The following is a 16852-nucleotide window of genomic DNA, read 5'->3' on the forward strand; positions in this document are numbered from 1 at the left end:
ATTGCACAGGTGCTCCGTAGCCGGTTCAGTGGCGGTACAAAAGCAATTCACCGACCCCCAAAAACAAGAAACCGGCACAAGGGCCGGTTCCACATCCCAATACAGAAAAGTTCAGTCGATCAGACCATAACCGTCCCGAAGCACCTGGATAACCTCCGCCTTGGGATTGTCAGAAATCTCCAACTTGCCACCGATAATTTTTTCGGCGATACCCACATAAGTGGCGGAGACATCCATCAGCATGGATTCCGGCAGTTCGTTGTCGCGCGCCAACGCCTCGCGCTCGTCCATACGGTCCTTGTTCAGCAGGATGTCCGGGTCGGGGAAATGGTTTAGCAGCGCCTGGCGGAATCCCTCTTTGGAATTTTCCACCACCTTGCCATTGCGGTACTGCTCGCCCTCCCAGATACGGGAAGAATCCGGTGTCCCCACCTCGTCCATGTAAATCAGCTTTTCCTTGCCATCTGTATCGGTGACATAACCGAACTCGAACTTGGTATCCACAAATACCTGATCCAGCTTCGCCAACGCCGCAGAGATAACGTCAAAGCCCTCTTTCAGCAGCTTCTCGTACTGGGCGATGTCATCCTCACTGTGGAAACCAAAAGCGGCGAAGTTGTCTTCAATATTTTTGCGGGTGATGTTCACATCGTCCGCCTCCGGCACACCGGGGATGCCGGTGAGAATGCCCTTGGTGGAAGGGGTGATCAGCAGTTCGGGGAGCTTCTGGTCTTTCTGCAGTCCGTCCGGCAGCTCGATGCCACAGAACTCACGCTCGCCCTTGCTGTAGGCACGCCACATGGAGCCTGTAATGTACTGGCGGGCAATGGCTTCGATCTTGACCGGACGGGCTTTCTGCACGATCCACACTGCCGGATGGGGAATATCCAGAATGTGGCTGTCCGCCAGCCCCTGCTCTTTGAACAGTCCAAACCAGTGGTTGGCGATGGCATTCAACGCCGCGCCTTTACCTGGGACCCCTCGCATGCCGCCCTCGCCGGTCCAGATACAGTCAAAGGCGGAGATACGGTCGGAGATTACCATCACCGCCAGCGGTGCATCTGGCGCCACCGGGTAACCTTTCTCTTTGATCAGGCGGGCGCTGTCGGCCTCGGTCAGCCAGTAAACGGAGCGGACCTTACCGCTGTGGACAGGCTTGTCAGTACGGATTGGCAGATCGTTATTGACCGCCAGTACTTTGTCAGCAAGGCTCATGGATCTTTCCTATGGCTTGTCGCCACCCGCGGAACGCGGGTGGGTCTGAATTGAAGCGCGGGATATTAGTGTGCCGGGCCGGATAAATCCACAGTGCCCGAGCCGGTTACTGCTCGGCGTCGTCGACCACCCCAGGTGCGCTCAGTAGCGCCTCGCGCTCCTGCCATTCCGCCTGGTGATCCGCGGTGGGCCAGGCGTTCATGATTGCCTTTGCCAGAGTGGCCAGGGGGATGGCAAAGAATACACCCCAGAACCCCCAGATGCCGCCGAATACCAGCACAGCCATAATGATCGCCACCGGGTGCAAATTTACAGCCTCGGAAAACAGAATAGGCACCAGCACGTTGCCATCCAGCAGCTGGATAATGCCGTAGGCGAACATCAACCAGAAAAACTCACTGCCCCAACCCCATTGGAACAGGCCGATGGCCGCCACCGGAATCGTCACCACCGCCGCACCGATATAGGGAATCAGCACCGACAAACCTACCGCCACCGCCAGCAGCAAAGCATAGTTAACTCCCAGCAACAGGAAGGCGATATAGCTGACCACCGCCACGATGGCGATTTCGATGACCTTGCCGCGCACGTAGTTGGCCACCTGGTCATTCATTTCATACCAGATCTGGCGCAACATCGGACGTTGGTGGGGGAGGAAGGACGTGCACCAGGCAACCAGTTTTTCCGAATCTTTCAGGAAGAAGAACACCAGGATAGGAACAACAACCAGGTAGATCAGCACTGCGGCCAGTATCGGCAGATTTGCCACGGAAAAGGTCAGCACCGTCTGCCCGAGGGAGCCCAATTCACTACCGACAGTATTGAAAATCTCCTCGATCTGCTGGGCGGACACCAGCCGCGGGTACTGCTCCGGCAGTAACAGTAGCAATTCCTGACCGCGGTCAATCATGTTTGGCAGCTCGGAAAAGAGGCGTATCGTCTGCCGCCAGATAATCGGCATCACCACAAACATCAGGCCGGCGATAGCGCCAACCAGCACCAGGCAGGCAATCGTCACAGACAGCCAGTGAGGCACCTTCCAGGACTCCAGTCGCAGCACCATCCCCTGCATCAGGAAAGCGATCACTAACGCCGCCAGAACCGGTGCCAGCACTCCACCAAGGGTCGCCAGCACGACCAAGGCCGCCAGCAACATCAATACCAGCAGGACTACCTCTTCCTGGCTGAAGTAACGATTTACCCAACCCCTGACAATCGCAAACATAAAACGACGTTACCTGACTGTGGTTATTTGAATTTGAATGGATGGCCGCAAGCCGTTGGAAGAAGTTATCCCGCGGGCATTCGGCACGCAGCAAAGGTACACCACTCAGGCGGCAAAAGCTGCGAATATCCTCGCGGAGTGTGGGATTGTTGGTTGCCAAGTGCCGCGGTGCGCAATGCCAGATAACGGGGTAAGTGGAATCCGACAGGACAGCTCACTACCCGCCGGTAATCTCCATGACGATCCGGCCCTCGATCTGCCCCTTCTTCATCCGCTCGAAGATACTGTTTACGTCCTCCAGCGTCTCCGTAGAATAATGCGCAGCCACCTTGCCCTCGGCCGCGAACTGCAGCGCTTCCGCCAGATCGTTGCGCGTTCCGACAATGGAGCCACGAATGGTTTTGCGATTGAGGACCGTGTCGAAAATCTGCAGCGGGAAACTCTCCGGCGGCAACCCCACCAGACTCATGGTACCGCCCCGCGCCAGCATGCCGACACCCTGCTCGAAAGACTTGCCCGCGACCGCCGTGACCAGCACACCCTCGGCCCCGCCCCCGGCCTGAACTTCGGCAACAGGATCGGTTTCCAGCGCATTTATCACTTGGTCGGCGCCGAGATCCCGCGCGAGAGCAAGCTTGTCATCGGCGATATCCACCGCGATGACATGCAACCCCATCGCCTTGGCGTATTGCACCGCCATATGGCCCAATCCGCCAATACCCGAGATCACCACTGTCTGCCCCGGTCGCGTATCGGTTTCCTTAAGGCCCTTGTAGACGGTGACACCCGCACACAACACCGGGGCTGCGGGGGCAAAGTCCAGCCCTCGTGGCAGGCGCCCTACATAGTTCGGATCGGCCAGTACATATTCCGCAAAACCCCCATTGACGCTGTAGCCCGTGTTCTGCTGCTCAGCGCACAGCGTTTCCCACCCGCCCATACAGTGGCGACAATGACCACAGGCGGTATAGAGCCAGGGTACGCCTACCCGGTCACCCTCCTTGACACCCTTCACATTGCGCCCAACTTCAACGACCGTGCCAACCCCTTCGTGACCGGGGATGAATGGCGGGTTTGGCTTCACCGGCCAATCCCCTTCCGCCGCGTGAAGGTCCGTGTGACACACGCCACTGGCCGCGACCTTCACGATGACGCCGGAATCGGTGAGCGAGGGGCGCTCGACCTCGCAAATCTCCAGGGGTTTTCCAAATGCTCGAACGACTGCAGCCTTCATCATGGGGCTCACCTCTGTGCGGAGAAGTAGAAACTAAACCATCGCCTTTCTGGAAATGCCGGAAAACGGCCGAAAAACGAAAGTGTAGTGATCCACTCTTGCCTAACACCAATTCAGGTAGCAGGCAGCCCTTGGGGATCGCGAATACAGACGACAACTGCTGACAAGCGGTATCTGAAATTAGAGCCGCAGAACAACCGGCTCAGATGGCCATGAGCCAGTAGTGGAGCTCGCCCCCCCGGCATTCGGCGCGCAGTAAAGGAACACCACTAAGGCGGCAGAAGCTGCGAATATCATCGCGGGATGCCGGGTCTGTGGCGATCAGGTGCAGCAGCGACCCCGGCGCGAGCGTTTTCAGCCCACGACGCATGGCCAGCAAGGGCTGCGGGCATGGAAGTCCGCAGGCATCTACCCTTAACGCTGAACCCCAATCCAATTCCCGAGGTTCTGTGGTTTGTTTGGCTGGACTGGTCATAACCCTGTGGTCGAGGTGGTAAAGATTGGTAAACGCCGCGAATTATACTGACACCATCGGGTCAATGGGACGAGCACCAGAACCTTTTCCGATGCTGCTGTTCAAAACCTCGACAGTCCCACAGGGTTACGTATAGTGTTAGCCACAGGCAACCCGGCAGACGCAGTTAAAAATATGACCGAGAATTCCAACGCTTTCAGGCAAGTTTCAGGGCGCGACCAACGCTCCGGCTCGCGCTGGCAGGGCCTGCGCCGGACCGCCACCGGCATTGCCGCCGGCCTGCTACTGGGGGGCGCGCCCATTGTCGCCACTGCCCAGGACGACAACCATATCCAGCTCCCGCAACTGGGAGACACCAGCAGCGGACTCGTATCCCGCGCGCGGGAAAATGAATTGGGGGAAATGTGGCTGCGCATGTTCCGCAGCCAGGTGCGCACTTCCAGCGACGCCCTGCTGCAGCAGTATGTCGAAAACTCCCTGAAATCCCTGGCCGAATACAGCCCGCTCGAGGACAAATCACTCGACGTTGTTGTGGTCAAGAACGACACCATGAACGCCTTTGCGGTGCCTGGCGGTGTCGTAGGCGTTCACACCGGGCTGTTCCTGTTTGCGGAAAATGAAGACCAGTTTGCCTCGGTGCTCGCCCACGAACTGGCGCACCTGAGTCAACGCCATTACGCCCGCTCACTCGAAGCCCAGCGCAACAGCACCCTGCCCACCCTCGCGGGAATGCTCGGCGCCCTGGTTCTCGCCGCCACCGCTGGCGGTGACGCGGGTATTGCCGCGATGACCGCCACCCAGGCCGCAGCGCTGGACAACCAGCTGCGCTTCTCCCGCCAGAATGAACAGGAAGCAGACCGGGTAGGTATCGAGACCCTGGCCAAGTCCGGCATGGACCCACAGGCGGCCGGGGAAATGTTCGAGCAGATGCTGAAGGCCACCCGCTACTACCGCCGCCCCCCCGAATTCCTTCTGACCCACCCGGTGACCGAAAAGCGAATTGCCGATGCCAGGCTGCGCGCCAATCGCATGGAAAAAGTGCCGCTGCGAGACAGCCGCGAATATCACCTGATGCGCGCCCGCATCCGCGTAAATGCCGAAGCGACGCCACAGCAGGCGGTGAAACGCTTTCAGGCGGAGTTGCGCGGCGTCAACGACAATGAGGACGCAGCGCGCTACGGACTGGCACTGGCACAGACCGCCGCGGGCAAACCGGATACCGCCCTGGATACGCTGCAACCGCTACTGGACAAGGAACCCGACAAAGACGCCTTCGTACTTGCGCGTGCGGATATCGATCTCGCCCGCCAGGACTACACCAGTGCCACCCGCCGCCTGCAAAAAGCCGTGGACAACAATCCCAAGAACCACGCGCTGACCATGGGGCTGGCAAACGCACACTTTAAAGCCGGTAATTACCTGGCTGCGGAGCGCATTCTGAAAAAACACAGCCGTGTGCGCCGCAAGGACCCGGCAGTTTGGTATCTGCTGGCCGAGACCCACGGTCTCGCCGGCGATATTGTCGGCGTACATGAGGCGCGCGCCGAGTATTACATTCTGAACGGCGTGTTCGACAAGGCGCTGCAACACCTGCGCCATGGCGTGCGCCTGGCACAGAATGACTACCAGACCCACGCGATTCTGGAACAGCGGATGAAAGATGTGATCAAGATGCAGGAGAAGGCGAAGGAACTTTAATTCTTCGACTGCCATCGAGATAAAAAAAGAGCGGCAATTGCCGCTCTTTTTTTATCTGCGCAAGCCCGCTCAATCCAGCGGTTTGCGAAAATCCAGCATCCGCTGCAGCGGTATCATTGCGCGCTTGCCGAGTTCCGGATCCACAAGGATTTCATTATCCCCACGCTCCAGCACACCACACAGGTTCTCCAGTGAGTTCATCGCCATCCACGGACAATTGGCACAGCTGCGACAGGTAGCACCGGAACCAGCGGTAGGGGCAATGATCAGCTCCTTGTCAGGACACTGTTGCTGCATTTTGTAGAAAATGCCCTGATCCGTAGCAACGATAAATTGCTTATTGGGACGGGTTTTGGCGGCGTTAATGATCTGGGAAGTGGAACCGACAACGTCCGCCAGCTCCACAACGGCGGCTGGGGATTCAGGGTGCACCAGCACCAGAGCTTCCGGGTAAAGCGCCTTCAGATCCGCCACCCCTTTCGCCTTGAACTCCTCGTGCACGATGCAGGAACCGTCCCAAAGCAGCACATCCGCACCGGTCTGTTTCTGCACATAGCTACCGAGGTGTTTATCCGGTGCCCACAGTATTTTTTCACCCTGCGCGTCGAGGTAATCCACCACATCCAACGCGATACTGGACGTCACCACCCAATCCGCACGCGCTTTCACCGCGGCAGAGGTGTTTGCGTAAACCACCACGGTACGATCCGGGTGCTGGTCACAGAACGCTGAGAACTCGTCAATCGGGCAACCGAGATCGAGAGAGCAGGTTGCTTCCAGTGTGGGCATTAACACGCGCTTGTTGGGTGTGAGGATCTTGGCAGTTTCACCCATGAATTTCACACCGGCGACGATCAGGGTTTCTGCCTGATGCTCAGCGCCGAAACGCGCCATCTCGAGGGAATCGGAGACGCACCCACCGGTTTCCTCAGCCAGCTGCTGAATCAGCGGGTCGGTATAGTAGTGCGCGACCAGCACTGCATTCTGTTCTTTTAGAAGACGCTTGATCCGCTCTCGCCACAAATCCAGCTCTTCCTCGCTATAGTGATGCTCGGACGGGTGAGCCATGTGCTCCTGCACGAAGTCCCGCGCATTAATCGCGTTCGGGGCCGGGCTGGTGGCAATTTTCTCGCTACTGTCTGTCATAACACTCTGATACGCCGGGAAAAGCCGGCATTATACCGACTGGGAAAAATTTCGCCGATTTTGCTCTGGATTCCGCCGGACTCTCGCTCCCAACCTGAATAGCAAATTCTAAGGTCACAAGTGGCATGGAACGATGCGTTGCAAGGAGGGAAAGCGGATAAAGCCGACCGTGAAAACAGCCTGAAGGATATAAAGAAGTATTAAGGAAATGGTGGGTCGTGCTGGATTCGAACCAGCGACCAATTGGTTAAAAGCCAACTGCTCTACCAACTGAGCTAACGACCCTTAATACTGCCGGGACCGAATCAGCCCAGACATAACTGCTTGTATAACCTGGCTTGCGACAGGCTTTTTAAATGTATCGGTTCGATTGGACAACCAGAACACCGATACAGGAAGGAAGATGGTGGGTCGTGCTGGATTCGAACCAGCGACCAATTGGTTAAAAGCCAACTGCTCTACCAACTGAGCTAACGACCCTTGACCCCCTCAACTCGGGAGCTGCGTATCTTACGGATCTAATTCGAAAACACAAGCCTTGGTTACAAAAAAATTTCTAACAAATATAAGGGGTTAGGCCCATCAAGCGTAGATGGTCGGATCCGCCAATCCAGCCTCATTGAAGCCCGCCGCACGCAGGCGGCAACTGTCGCAGCGGCCACAGGCTGCGCCATTCGCTTGCGCCTGGTAACAGCTGACCGTGAGGCTGTAATCCACACCCAGTTCGGTACCCCGCTTGACGATATCTGCCTTGCTCATCTTCATCAGTGGCGCGCGTATCGTCAGCTTGTTCCCCTCGACACCGGCCCGGGTCGCCAGATTGGCCATTCTCTCGAAGGCCTCGATATATTCCGGGCGGCAATCCGGGTAACCAGAATAGTCAACCGCATTGACGCCCACAAAAATATCCTGCGCTCCCAGCACTTCCGCCCAGCCCAGAGCAATCGACAAAAACACGGTATTCCGTGCGGGGACGTATGTAACCGGAATACCACTGGTTTCCTCTTCCGGCACAGCGATACTGTCGTCGGTCAGCGCCGAGCCACCGATGACGCGCAGGTCAAGCTTAACCACCTTGTGCTCGCGGGCGTCCAGATCTGCCGCCACCCGTTGCGCCGCCAATAGCTCGGCACTGTGGCGCTGACCGTAGTCAAACCCCAGGGCGTAACACACATAACCCTCACTGCGGGCCATAGCGAGAACGGTGGCGGAATCAAGGCCGCCAGAAAGAAGAACTACCGCTTTCTTGTCACTCATAATTCAACCTGAATCTGTTCCGATAGTGGCCCGCACAAGGGTCCTCATACGCCGGGAATATCGCCCCACAACAACTTGTGTAGCTGCATCTGCATACGCACCGGCAGGCCATCTTCCAGTATCCACTCGGCCAGCTGGCGAGGGGGTAGCTGCTCGTAACTTGGTGAGAAGAGCACCTCCCCGACCCGCCGGGAGAGCCCATATTCGTCCAGAGTAGACTTGGCCCACTCATAGTCAGCGCGGTCGCAAATCACAAACTTGACCTGGTCGCGCTGGCCCAGCAGTGGAATATTCTCCATACGGTTGCGCGCCAGCTCTCCGGAGGCCGGCGTTTTCAGATCGACCACCCGAGACACGCGGGTATCCACCGCATCTACCGGCATAGCGCCACTGGTTTCCAGTGAGACCTGATACCCTGCATCGCACAGCGCCTTCAACAGCGGTATACAGTTGGGTTGCGCCAACGGCTCACCGCCCGTCACACAGACATGCCGGGCGGGATAGCTCTGCACTTTTTGCAAAATGTCGGCCAGGGACATGCGCTCGCCGCCATAAAAGGCGTATTCGGAGTCACAGTAGGTACAGCGCAATGGGCAGCCGGTGAGGCGCACGAATACCGTGGGCAACCCCGAGTCCCGGGCTTCTCCCTGGAGAGAATAGAAAATTTCACTGATGCGAAGAGACTCCCCGGTCAGGTCTGTCGCAATCAGATCGGTCTCAGTCGCGGCCATATACTGCTCATCAAACTTACCGCCGGCGGCGCCAGCGCAAATAAAAACGCCCGGAGAGCAAAAGCCATCCGGGCGCGGGATCATAGAGTTTTTCTGATCATAAAACCAGCACACCTGGATCCGCTATCGCGGACACAGGCGGCCCTATAACCTTAGCGGAAGTTTTCTTCCAGGTACCGCTTGGCCAGCCCCGATGCCCGGGCGTCGCTGGATGCCACCTGTTCCAGCAATTCCCTGGCCTTGGCATTGTCACCCAGCTGATGGTAAACCGTACCAAGTTTATAGCGACCATCCCAAACTTTGTTGGAATTGGGGTAGCCATCGAGCAGCGCCACAAACCAGCTGCGCGCTTCCTCAACGTTGCCTTGCACCAGAGCAATTTCACCTAACCAGTAGTTGGCATTGGGTGCGTATTGGCCGTTGGGGTAATCTTCCAGCAGGCTTTTGAATGCCTTACTGGCTCCTTCGTAATCCCCGTTGCGAGCGAGACCGAAACTCGCCTGGTAGCGTTCGCGCTCATCTTCCCCACCGCTGGTGGTATTTCCGTCAGCGGCAGAAGTGGAAGGCGGAGCCGTAGCTATCCCGGCACCGCCATTAACTTCGCCAGAAGTAGATGCATCTCCTCCTGGTGTCCCGGCGGCAGGAGCCTCGCCGGAAAGACGGGCGATACGACGATCCAGATCCATGTAGTCTTCTGTCCGCTGCTGACGCAGGCGCTTGACTTCATGGCGCAACTCTTCCACCGCACCGCGAAGTTCCTGCACTTCCTGTTGCAGCACCTGCATCTGGTAGTACGCCTCAGCTTGAGGAGTGGCCTGCAGATTACCAGCGGAAGTATCGGTACGGGCGGCGAGCTGTGGATAACTCGGAGGAGGCGGAGTTTGCGAACCCCGATTGAGCTTACTGCTATCAGACAGATCCACAATCGGAGCCTGAGAGAATACAGGCGAAGCCGCAGCCATAAAGGCTGCGGCAATCGCGATATTTCTAATCAGAAATGACAATTGCATGCTTTCAGATTAGTTGATAACCACACGGCGGTTCATAGCGCGGGCGCTTTCGCTGCTGCCTTCAGCAGCCGGACGCTCTTCGCCGTAGCTGATCACTTCCAGGTTAGCGGCGTTTACGCCTTGCAGCACCAGGAAGTCACGAACGGCATTGGCGCGACGCTCACCCAGTGCCAGGTTGTATTCGCGGGTACCCAGCTCGTCAGCGTGGCCTTCCAGACGTACGGTGCCGGTGGCAGCGCGCATACGGTCAGCGTGCTTGATCAGCAGCTCACGAGTGGAGGGCTTCAGCAGGCTCTGGTCGAAGTCGAAATAAACGACGTTGTCCAGCGCAACTGCGGTTTCGGTAGCAGTAGTATCTTCAACGACCGGAGGAGGAGTCTGGTCGAAATTATTGGTGTTTGCGCTATCGTCGGTGTCGGTGCTGGAACAACCGGCCATTACTGCCAGTACGCAAGCCAGGCCAAGACCGGTTTTTACTGATTTAAACATAAAACAACTCCGCTTTAGTGTTATCGAAGGATCCTGTAAGACTTTAAAACAACCGTTTATCTTCTTATTTGTTTGATCTCACACTCTCAGCGGATTCATAAGACCCGCTTCGGGTACTACATCAATCAAAGTAAGGCGACCACGCTGGCTCGCGGACATCTCCCTGCTGCGAAGGCAGGTTGTATTTCACCCCGGCATCCAGCGACACCGCAGCTAGAATACCCTTGCTCCCCCGCTTGGTGGCGTACATCAGCATCGCGCCATTGGGCGCAATGCTTGGGGATTCGTCCAGGCGCGTCTCCGTAAGGACACGCATTCTGCCGGAAACGATATCCATCGTAGCGATTGTAAATACACCCCTACTACGATGTACCATTACCAGCGTTTTGCCATCGGGGGAAACCCGCGGACGCGCGTTATAGTCGCCGTCGAAGGTTAAGCGGTCTACTTGACCCGTGGCAAGGGTCAATTGGTAAATTTGTGGCTTACCTCCCCTGTCGGAAGTGAAAACCAGCGATTTACCATCCGGCATCCAGTTCGGCTCTGTATCAATGGAGAAGTGGCGGGTCATCCGCGTGAACTTTCCACTCGCCAGATCGAGAACATAGATCTCGGGGTTACCGTCTTTCGACAGAACCATGGCAAGTTTAGTGCCATCTGGGGACCAAGTCGGTGAACTGTTCAACCCTTTGAAGTTTGTCAGCTGTTGGCGAGCACCGCTGCGCAGGTTTTCGCGGAAGATCGCGGGACGCCCGGTTTCAAAAGATACGTAGGCCACTTCCTGCCCGTTGGGCGACCAGCTGGGAGACATGACCGGCGCACTGAAGCGGCGAATCTGCCGTGCACGGGCACCGTCAATATCCGACAGCATCAACGCGTAACTGGGCTGCCCCCCACGCTTGGTCTCCTGTACGTAAACCATCTGGGTACCAAAGGCACCGCGAATACCGGTAATTGCTTCAAACACTTCATCCGCCGCGCGGTGCGCAATGTCCCTCAATTGCTGAGCACCACCAGTGACCTGCTTGGTGAACATTTTCTGCTGGCCAAAGATATTCACCAGATCAAAGCTGAGCAGATAGCCGCCGGCCTGAGGCTGTATGCGGCCAGTCACCACATACTCCGCCCCCAACATGCGCCAGTCACGGAAGCTAACCTGCTCCGGCGTTTTCGGGAACGACAGCATGTCATCCCGCGGCACCGGTGCGAACAGGCCACTGCGGCGCAAGTCGGCAGACACAATCGCCGAAACATCCTCCGGCAACACACCGCTGCCAGACCAGTCAAACGGAACCACCGCAATAGGGGTCGGGTCCTGGTTACCCTGAGTGATTTCTACCACCAGCTGCGCCTGAGCGGAAACCGCCAGCAGGCAACCCAGTAGGGTGGTAAAGATGAGTGAGACTGTTTTTTTCATCATTGGCGCAGGCCTTCGACTCTGAATATCAGTTTGGTAGTTCTAATCTGGCGCTCGAACAGTGACGGCTCTTCGCGAGCAACTTCTGCCACTTCGGGAAACACCTCTACTTTCTTGACCGCGGTCAGCACGGACCTGTCCAGGGCGGCATTGCCGCTGCCCCGGGTAATGGTGGATGCAACCACCCGCCCTGTAGGTACAAAGTTGATTTGCACCTCTACTACCATGCCGTTGCGGGCACTGGGAGGCTGGTTCCATGCATCCTCGATACGCTGCTGGATAGCCTGAGCCACAGACATTACCGCCGCAGCATCATTACTGGCATCCCGCCACTCCTCTTCATCTTCCAGCGCCTCTTCATCTTCCAGCGCCTCTTCGAACGCACTCTCGCGCTCCTGCTTCAGCTGATCCTGACGCTCTTTTTCTTTGCGCTCCTTTTCCTTGCGAGCCTTGTCTTCCGCTTCGCGCTTTTTACGGGCTTCCTCAGCCTTGCGCTTTTTCGCAGCCTCTTCTTTTTTCTTGCGCTCCGCGGCGGCTTTGCGCTTCTGCTCTGCCGCCGCTTGCTGCTGGCGCTCCAATTCTTGCTGGCGGCGCTTCTTCTCGATCAGGTCCACTTTCGGCGGCGCTTTCGGCTTGTCGGATTTGGACTCCAACTGCACCAGCTTCGCCTGCACGAATTTGGGCATAGGTTTCAGCTCGCGCTCCTGCTTCGCCTCCCAACCAAAGGTCAACACCGCGATCAACAGCGCGTGCAGGGCAATACTGATAACGATAGCCGGGCCGTAAGAGCCGTTCATATCTGCCTCTTGTCCCGGATCACTCTGACGGCGGCTCGGTAACGAGACCCACACTGGGCGCACCGGCCTGCTGCAGGTGCGTCATGGCACCGACAATCAGCCCATATTTGGCATCGGTATCGCCCCACACCAGGACTGGCGTTTTCGGCTTCTGCCGCAATACTTTGGCGACGGTGTCCTTGATTTCATTCAGGGGCTTAGCCACTTTTTCATCTTCACCGAGGTTCAGGTAATAGGTGCCGTCGGCACGCACGGAAATGATCAGTGGCTCGTCATCGGTATCGTCAATCGGCGCCGACGGGGCATCCGGCAGGTCCACCTTCACCCCCTGCATCAGCAGGGGCGCGGTAACCATAAATACAATCAACAGCACCAGCATCACGTCGATGTAGGGCACCACGTTGATCTCGGACACCAGCTTGCGTTTGGGTGCCTTGCGAAAATTGCTCATAGCTTCCCCTGCCTTCGCGCCTTAACTGGCGTGCACTTTGCGGTGCAGGATGGAAGAGAACTCTTCGGCAAAGGTCTCATAACTGGACAGCAGCCACTCTGCCTTGGCGGAATAGCGGTTGTAGGCCATCACCGCGGGGATGGCCGCGAACAGGCCCATAGCCGTTGCCACCAGCGCCTCACTGATTCCCGGCGCTACCGTGGCAATGGTGGCCTGGTGCATGGTTGCCAGGCCGCGGAATGAATTCATGATGCCCCATACCGTGCCAAAAAGACCGATATAGGGACTGACGGAACCGACAGTAGCCAGGAAGGGCAGGTTCATCTCCACCTTTTCCTGCTCCCGGGACATGGCCACGCGCATGGCCCGCTCGGTACCTTCCATTACCGCCGCGGGACTGCTCTTACCCTGCTGGCGCAGGCGAGTGAATTCGGTAAAACCTGCACGAAACAGCGACTCCACTCCGTCGATCTTGCCTTTTTCCGCTGCGGCATTGCCGTCGCGGAACAGCTGATTGAGGTCCGAACCGGACCAGAACTTCCGCTCGAAGTTGATCATCGCCTTGCGCGCACGGGAGAGGTAGGTGCCGCGCTGAATGATCATCACCCACGAGATCACGGAGGCCAGCAGCAGCATCAGCATCACCAGTTGCACCAGCAGACTGGCGCTGGAAATCAGCCCCCACAGAGAAAGTTGTTCACCGGCATTCATGTCTTAACTCACTGCCTTCAATGCTTGATATATGGTTTCGGGTAGAGCGCAGGGTTTGCGGCTCGCGTCATCCACGCAGGCCACTTTGACCACAGCCTCGCAAATAATTTCAGTGCCACGCCAGATTTTTTGCTCGAACGTAACAGCGGCGCGCCCCAATTTGCCAACGGTAGCGGAGGCCCGCAGCTCGTCGTCCAATATTGCAGACTTCCGATACTGAACCTGCGCTGAATGCACCACCAGCAACAGCCCCCGCTGCGGCATCGCAGGCTTATCATAGCCGAGGGAACGGACCAATTCTGTGCGGGCCCGCTCCATATACTTCAAATAATTTACGTAATAGACAATGCCACCCGCATCGGTATCTTCGATATACACGCGAATGGGGATACTGAAGGCTTCTGACACACCTTGTCCTTAATCTGAAATCCGAGTGACCGCGCTTAGCTTCGTTGTTGTTAGCGGCTCTGGGCCGGCGGCTCATACCCGGGAGGCAGCACCGACGACCATCAGCGTTAAAGACACATGCTACAGGAAGGCGACCGATCCGTCAGGTCCGGTCGGGCTTTGGAATTCCGAAATGTTCGTAGGCCAGCGCGGTCGCTACACGTCCACGCGGGGTGCGAGTGATATAGCCCTGCTGGATCAGGTAGGGCTCCAGCACATCCTCGATGGTGTCGCGCTCCTCACTCACCGCCGCCGCCAGACTGTCTACCCCCACCGGACCACCATCAAATTTCTCGATCATGGTCAGCAGCATGCGTCGGTCAAGCTGGTCAAATCCGCGGGTATCCACATTCAGCATATTAAGGGCGCGATCGGCGGTATCGGCGCACACATGCCCATTGCCTTTCACCTCCGCGAAATCCCGCACCCGACGCAACAGGCGATTGGCAATACGCGGCGTACCGCGGGCGCGGCAGGCCACCTCGCGCGCGCCCTCTTCGTCCATTTCCACACCCATCAGGCGCGCGGAGCGGGCAACGATACTGGTGAGGTCGTCGATATTGTAGAACTCCAGCCGCTGCACAATACCGAAGCGGTCCCGCAACGGGGAGGTCAACAGACCGGCGCGAGTGGTCGCGCCCACCAGGGTAAACGGCGGCAGATCCAGCTTGATCGAGCGCGCAGCGGGGCCCTCGCCGATCATGATATCCAGCTGATAATCCTCCATCGCCGGATACAACACCTCTTCTACATGCGGACTGAGGCGGTGGATCTCGTCGATAAACAGCACATCGCCGGGCTCCAGATTGGTCATGATGGCGGCGAGATCGCCGGCCTTTTCCAGCACCGGGCCCGACGTGGTCTTGATCGCCACACCCATTTCCGCGGCGATGATATTCGCGAGAGTGGTCTTGCCAAGGCCGGGAGGGCCGAATACCAGGGTGTGATCCAGGGCTTCTTTACGCAACTTGGCGGCCTGGATAAAAATTTCCATTTGCTCACGCACCACCGGCTGGCCAACATAATCGGCGAGGGTTTTCGGGCGCACGGCGCGGTCGTACTGCTCTTCCACGCCGATGGGGCCGATGGGCTCCGGGGCGATAAGACGATCTGCTTCAATCACGGGGGCTTCTCACGGAAATTTCTACTCGGTCAGGCGGGCGCCATGCTCTTCAGGGAAATACGGATCAGCGTGGCGCTATCCGCGTCGGCCTGTTCCTTGCAGGCGCGGGCGACCATCTTACTGGCATCGGTGGGCTTATACCCCAGTGCTACCAGGGCACTTTCGGCCTCGCCGGCATGATCAACCCTCGGCTCATTGTTGGTGGCCATCAACGGGATATCCCCGAGATCACCCACCTGCGGGGTTAGCTTGCCGCGCAATTCGATGATCAGGCGTTCTGCGGTTTTCTTACCCACGCCCGGGACCTTGACCAGCGCAGCCACGTTGTCATCGGCCACACAGCGGGCCAGCGCCGCACCATCGAGCCCGGACAGAATCGCCAGCGCCATTTTCGGGCCTACGCCGTTGACCTTGATCAGGGTTCTGAACAACTGGCGATCGGCTTCGTGGATAAACCCAAACAGCTGCTGGGAAGTTTCTGAAACTGCTAAGTGAGTGTGCAATTGCACACTGCCGCCCAACTGAGGTAATTCGAAAATGGTGGTCATCGGGGCCAGGACTTCGTAACCCACACCCTGAACGTCTAACAGTAACTGGGGCGGCTGGATGGCGGCAAGGGTGCCGGTGAGTCTTCCAATCATTCTTATTCCAGGTTCTATATTGTCCGGACCTCAAGGCCCGGTGATACGTACTTTTCCAATTCCGTGGCTACCCTGCTGCCGGTAGCAAAGTCGCCACTCGCCTTGTCAATTGCAGGACCCATAACTGACCCCATAACTAAAAAGGGCCACAAGGTCAGCTACGTTACGCTCAACCGTCCGCGCCGGAACCGAGTCCGATTCCCCGCCGAAGTCTGAATCAAAGTCTGCATGGTATGCATATGACAAAGCGCCACCGCCAGCGCATCCGCAGCATCTTCCTGCGGTGAAGCGGGAAGTCTCAGCAGGGTTTTGACCATATGCTGTACCTGCAGCTTGTCGGCACCGCCGTTGCCCACTACCGCCTGCTTGACTTTGCGCGCCTCATATTCTGCAACCGGAAGGTCCGCATGGGTCGCAGCAACGATCGCCGCACCCCTCGCCTGCCCCAGTTTCAGCGCTGAACCGGCGCTCTTGGACATGAACACGTTCTCGATCGCCATCTCATGGGGCTGATATTGCTGAGCGATCTGGCTGACAGCATCAAAAATCAATTTAAGCCGCTCGGGCAGAGGGCCATCAGGCAGCCTGATAACCCCGCTTGCCACATAGCGGGCACTGGAGCGCTCGATATCGATCAGGCCGTAACCGGTCTTGCGCGAGCCGGGGTCTATCCCCAGAATTCGGGTCACGGCAGGCTACCCCCTGTACATTTATACAATTGTTGCGGGAAGTGTCCCAAGGTGACGCCAATGCGTCAAGGCAGGAGGGAATTCTGCTCAGCGGCT

The 16852-nt window shown here is 57.6% G+C and carries 18 protein-coding genes and 2 tRNA genes; 1 reads left to right on the forward strand and 19 read right to left on the reverse strand.

Features of this window, described 5'->3' with window-relative positions:
• Positions 1 to 111 precede the first annotated feature (111 nt).
• The 4 genes from PVT68_RS07075 to PVT68_RS18365 all read right to left on the reverse strand — a co-directional run bounded on the left by PVT68_RS07075 (position 112) and on the right by PVT68_RS18365 (position 4149).
• Complete coding sequence (locus tag PVT68_RS07075; protein ID WP_280321999.1) at positions 112 to 1215, reverse strand: phosphoribosylaminoimidazolesuccinocarboxamide synthase; 1104 nt, start codon at positions 1213 to 1215, stop codon at positions 112 to 114.
• A 106-nt stretch (positions 1216 to 1321) separates the two neighbouring features.
• Positions 1322 to 2440: an AI-2E family transporter gene (locus PVT68_RS07080; protein ID WP_280322000.1), complete on the reverse strand. Its 1119-nt coding sequence runs from the start codon at positions 2438 to 2440 to the stop codon at positions 1322 to 1324.
• Positions 2441 to 2657: 217 nt separating this feature from the next.
• Positions 2658 to 3677: an alcohol dehydrogenase AdhP gene (gene adhP, locus PVT68_RS07085; protein WP_280322001.1), complete on the reverse strand. Its 1020-nt coding sequence runs from the start codon at positions 3675 to 3677 to the stop codon at positions 2658 to 2660.
• A gap of 199 nt (positions 3678 to 3876) precedes the next feature.
• The gene (locus PVT68_RS18365) at positions 3877 to 4149 is read right to left on the reverse strand and encodes a sulfurtransferase TusA family protein (RefSeq protein ID WP_328517465.1); all 273 of its coding nucleotides are present in this window, start codon (positions 4147 to 4149) and stop codon (positions 3877 to 3879) included.
• 174 nt (positions 4150 to 4323) lie between these two features.
• Here PVT68_RS18365 and PVT68_RS07095 point away from each other — a divergent pair, with 174 nt between their 5' ends.
• Entirely contained in the window at positions 4324 to 5847 is a 1524-nt protein-coding gene (locus PVT68_RS07095; protein WP_280322002.1) for a M48 family metalloprotease, read from the forward strand.
• Positions 5848 to 5916: 69 nt separating this feature from the next.
• Here PVT68_RS07095 and nadA read toward each other — a convergent pair whose 3' ends face one another.
• The 15 genes from nadA to ruvC form a co-directional block, all read right to left on the reverse strand.
• Positions 5917 to 6993, reverse strand: a complete 1077-nt coding sequence (gene nadA / locus PVT68_RS07100) for a quinolinate synthase NadA (RefSeq protein ID WP_280322003.1) — start codon at positions 6991 to 6993, stop codon at positions 5917 to 5919.
• A 209-nt stretch (positions 6994 to 7202) separates the two neighbouring features.
• Positions 7203 to 7278 (reverse strand) — tRNA-Lys (locus tag PVT68_RS07105).
• Between the two features lie 119 nt (positions 7279 to 7397).
• Positions 7398 to 7473, reverse strand: a tRNA-Lys gene (locus PVT68_RS07110).
• 102 nt (positions 7474 to 7575) lie between these two features.
• Entirely contained in the window at positions 7576 to 8250 is a 675-nt protein-coding gene (queC, locus tag PVT68_RS07115) for a 7-cyano-7-deazaguanine synthase QueC (protein WP_280322005.1), read from the reverse strand.
• Between the two features lie 44 nt (positions 8251 to 8294).
• Positions 8295 to 8981 carry a 7-carboxy-7-deazaguanine synthase QueE gene (gene queE / locus PVT68_RS07120; protein WP_280322007.1) on the reverse strand — a complete coding sequence of 229 codons (687 nt, stop codon included), beginning with the start codon at positions 8979 to 8981 and terminating at the stop codon, positions 8295 to 8297.
• A 152-nt stretch (positions 8982 to 9133) separates the two neighbouring features.
• On the reverse strand, positions 9134 to 9985 hold the full coding sequence (gene ybgF / locus PVT68_RS07125; RefSeq protein ID WP_280322008.1) for a tol-pal system protein YbgF: 852 nt from the start codon (positions 9983 to 9985) through the stop codon (positions 9134 to 9136).
• Positions 9986 to 10000: 15 nt separating this feature from the next.
• The gene (locus tag PVT68_RS07130; RefSeq protein ID WP_280322009.1) at positions 10001 to 10480 is read right to left on the reverse strand and encodes an OmpA family protein; all 480 of its coding nucleotides are present in this window, start codon (positions 10478 to 10480) and stop codon (positions 10001 to 10003) included.
• A 121-nt stretch (positions 10481 to 10601) separates the two neighbouring features.
• Complete coding sequence (gene tolB / locus PVT68_RS07135) at positions 10602 to 11897, reverse strand: Tol-Pal system beta propeller repeat protein TolB (protein WP_280322483.1); 1296 nt, start codon at positions 11895 to 11897, stop codon at positions 10602 to 10604.
• Positions 11897 to 12694, reverse strand: a complete 798-nt coding sequence (gene tolA, locus PVT68_RS07140) for a cell envelope integrity protein TolA (protein WP_280322010.1) — start codon at positions 12692 to 12694, stop codon at positions 11897 to 11899. Before tolA ends, tolB begins: the two co-directional genes overlap by 1 nt.
• 19 nt (positions 12695 to 12713) lie before the next feature.
• The gene (gene tolR, locus PVT68_RS07145; RefSeq protein WP_280322011.1) at positions 12714 to 13145 is read right to left on the reverse strand and encodes a protein TolR; all 432 of its coding nucleotides are present in this window, start codon (positions 13143 to 13145) and stop codon (positions 12714 to 12716) included.
• A 21-nt stretch (positions 13146 to 13166) separates the two neighbouring features.
• A complete protein-coding gene (gene tolQ / locus PVT68_RS07150; RefSeq protein WP_280322012.1) occupies positions 13167 to 13856 on the reverse strand; it encodes a protein TolQ in 690 nt (229 codons plus the stop codon).
• Positions 13857 to 13859: 3 nt separating this feature from the next.
• Positions 13860 to 14264 (reverse strand): tol-pal system-associated acyl-CoA thioesterase, encoded by a 405-nt coding sequence (gene ybgC, locus PVT68_RS07155; RefSeq protein ID WP_280322013.1) that lies wholly within the window; start codon positions 14262 to 14264, stop codon positions 13860 to 13862.
• A gap of 142 nt (positions 14265 to 14406) precedes the next feature.
• A complete protein-coding gene (ruvB, locus tag PVT68_RS07160) occupies positions 14407 to 15426 on the reverse strand; it encodes a Holliday junction branch migration DNA helicase RuvB (RefSeq protein ID WP_280322014.1) in 1020 nt (339 codons plus the stop codon).
• Between the two features lie 29 nt (positions 15427 to 15455).
• A complete protein-coding gene (gene ruvA / locus PVT68_RS07165) occupies positions 15456 to 16067 on the reverse strand; it encodes a Holliday junction branch migration protein RuvA (RefSeq protein ID WP_280322015.1) in 612 nt (203 codons plus the stop codon).
• Positions 16068 to 16225: 158 nt separating this feature from the next.
• Positions 16226 to 16756, reverse strand: a complete 531-nt coding sequence (gene ruvC, locus PVT68_RS07170) for a crossover junction endodeoxyribonuclease RuvC (RefSeq protein ID WP_280322016.1) — start codon at positions 16754 to 16756, stop codon at positions 16226 to 16228.
• Between the last annotated feature and the right edge of the window lie 96 nt (positions 16757 to 16852).

Origin of the sequence: Microbulbifer bruguierae, from assembly GCF_029869925.1 — a bacterium.
In the GTDB taxonomy this organism is placed as follows: Bacteria; Pseudomonadota; Gammaproteobacteria; order Pseudomonadales; family Cellvibrionaceae; genus Microbulbifer; species Microbulbifer bruguierae.

Coding starts and splice junctions, on each gene's coding strand:
- PVT68_RS07080 (WP_280322000.1), bottom strand. CDS start 2,440: ATGTTTGCGATTGTCAGGGGTTGGGTAAATCGTTACTTCAGCCAGGAA.
- PVT68_RS07095 (WP_280322002.1), top strand. CDS start 4,324: ATGACCGAGAATTCCAACGCTTTCAGGCAAGTTTCAGGGCGCGACCAA.
- PVT68_RS18365 (WP_328517465.1), bottom strand. CDS start 4,149: ATGACCAGTCCAGCCAAACAAACCACAGAACCTCGGGAATTGGATTGG.
- PVT68_RS07075 (WP_280321999.1), bottom strand. CDS start 1,215: ATGAGCCTTGCTGACAAAGTACTGGCGGTCAATAACGATCTGCCAATC.
- tolQ (WP_280322012.1), bottom strand. CDS start 13,856: ATGAATGCCGGTGAACAACTTTCTCTGTGGGGGCTGATTTCCAGCGCC.
- tolR (WP_280322011.1), bottom strand. CDS start 13,145: ATGAGCAATTTTCGCAAGGCACCCAAACGCAAGCTGGTGTCCGAGATC.
- queE (WP_280322007.1), bottom strand. CDS start 8,981: ATGGCCGCGACTGAGACCGATCTGATTGCGACAGACCTGACCGGGGAG.
- ruvA (WP_280322015.1), bottom strand. CDS start 16,067: ATGATTGGAAGACTCACCGGCACCCTTGCCGCCATCCAGCCGCCCCAG.
- adhP (WP_280322001.1), bottom strand. CDS start 3,677: ATGATGAAGGCTGCAGTCGTTCGAGCATTTGGAAAACCCCTGGAGATT.
- tolA (WP_280322010.1), bottom strand. CDS start 12,694: ATGAACGGCTCTTACGGCCCGGCTATCGTTATCAGTATTGCCCTGCAC.
- tolB (WP_280322483.1), bottom strand. CDS start 11,897: ATGAAAAAAACAGTCTCACTCATCTTTACCACCCTACTGGGTTGCCTG.
- queC (WP_280322005.1), bottom strand. CDS start 8,250: ATGAGTGACAAGAAAGCGGTAGTTCTTCTTTCTGGCGGCCTTGATTCC.
- PVT68_RS07130 (WP_280322009.1), bottom strand. CDS start 10,480: ATGTTTAAATCAGTAAAAACCGGTCTTGGCCTGGCTTGCGTACTGGCA.
- nadA (WP_280322003.1), bottom strand. CDS start 6,993: ATGACAGACAGTAGCGAGAAAATTGCCACCAGCCCGGCCCCGAACGCG.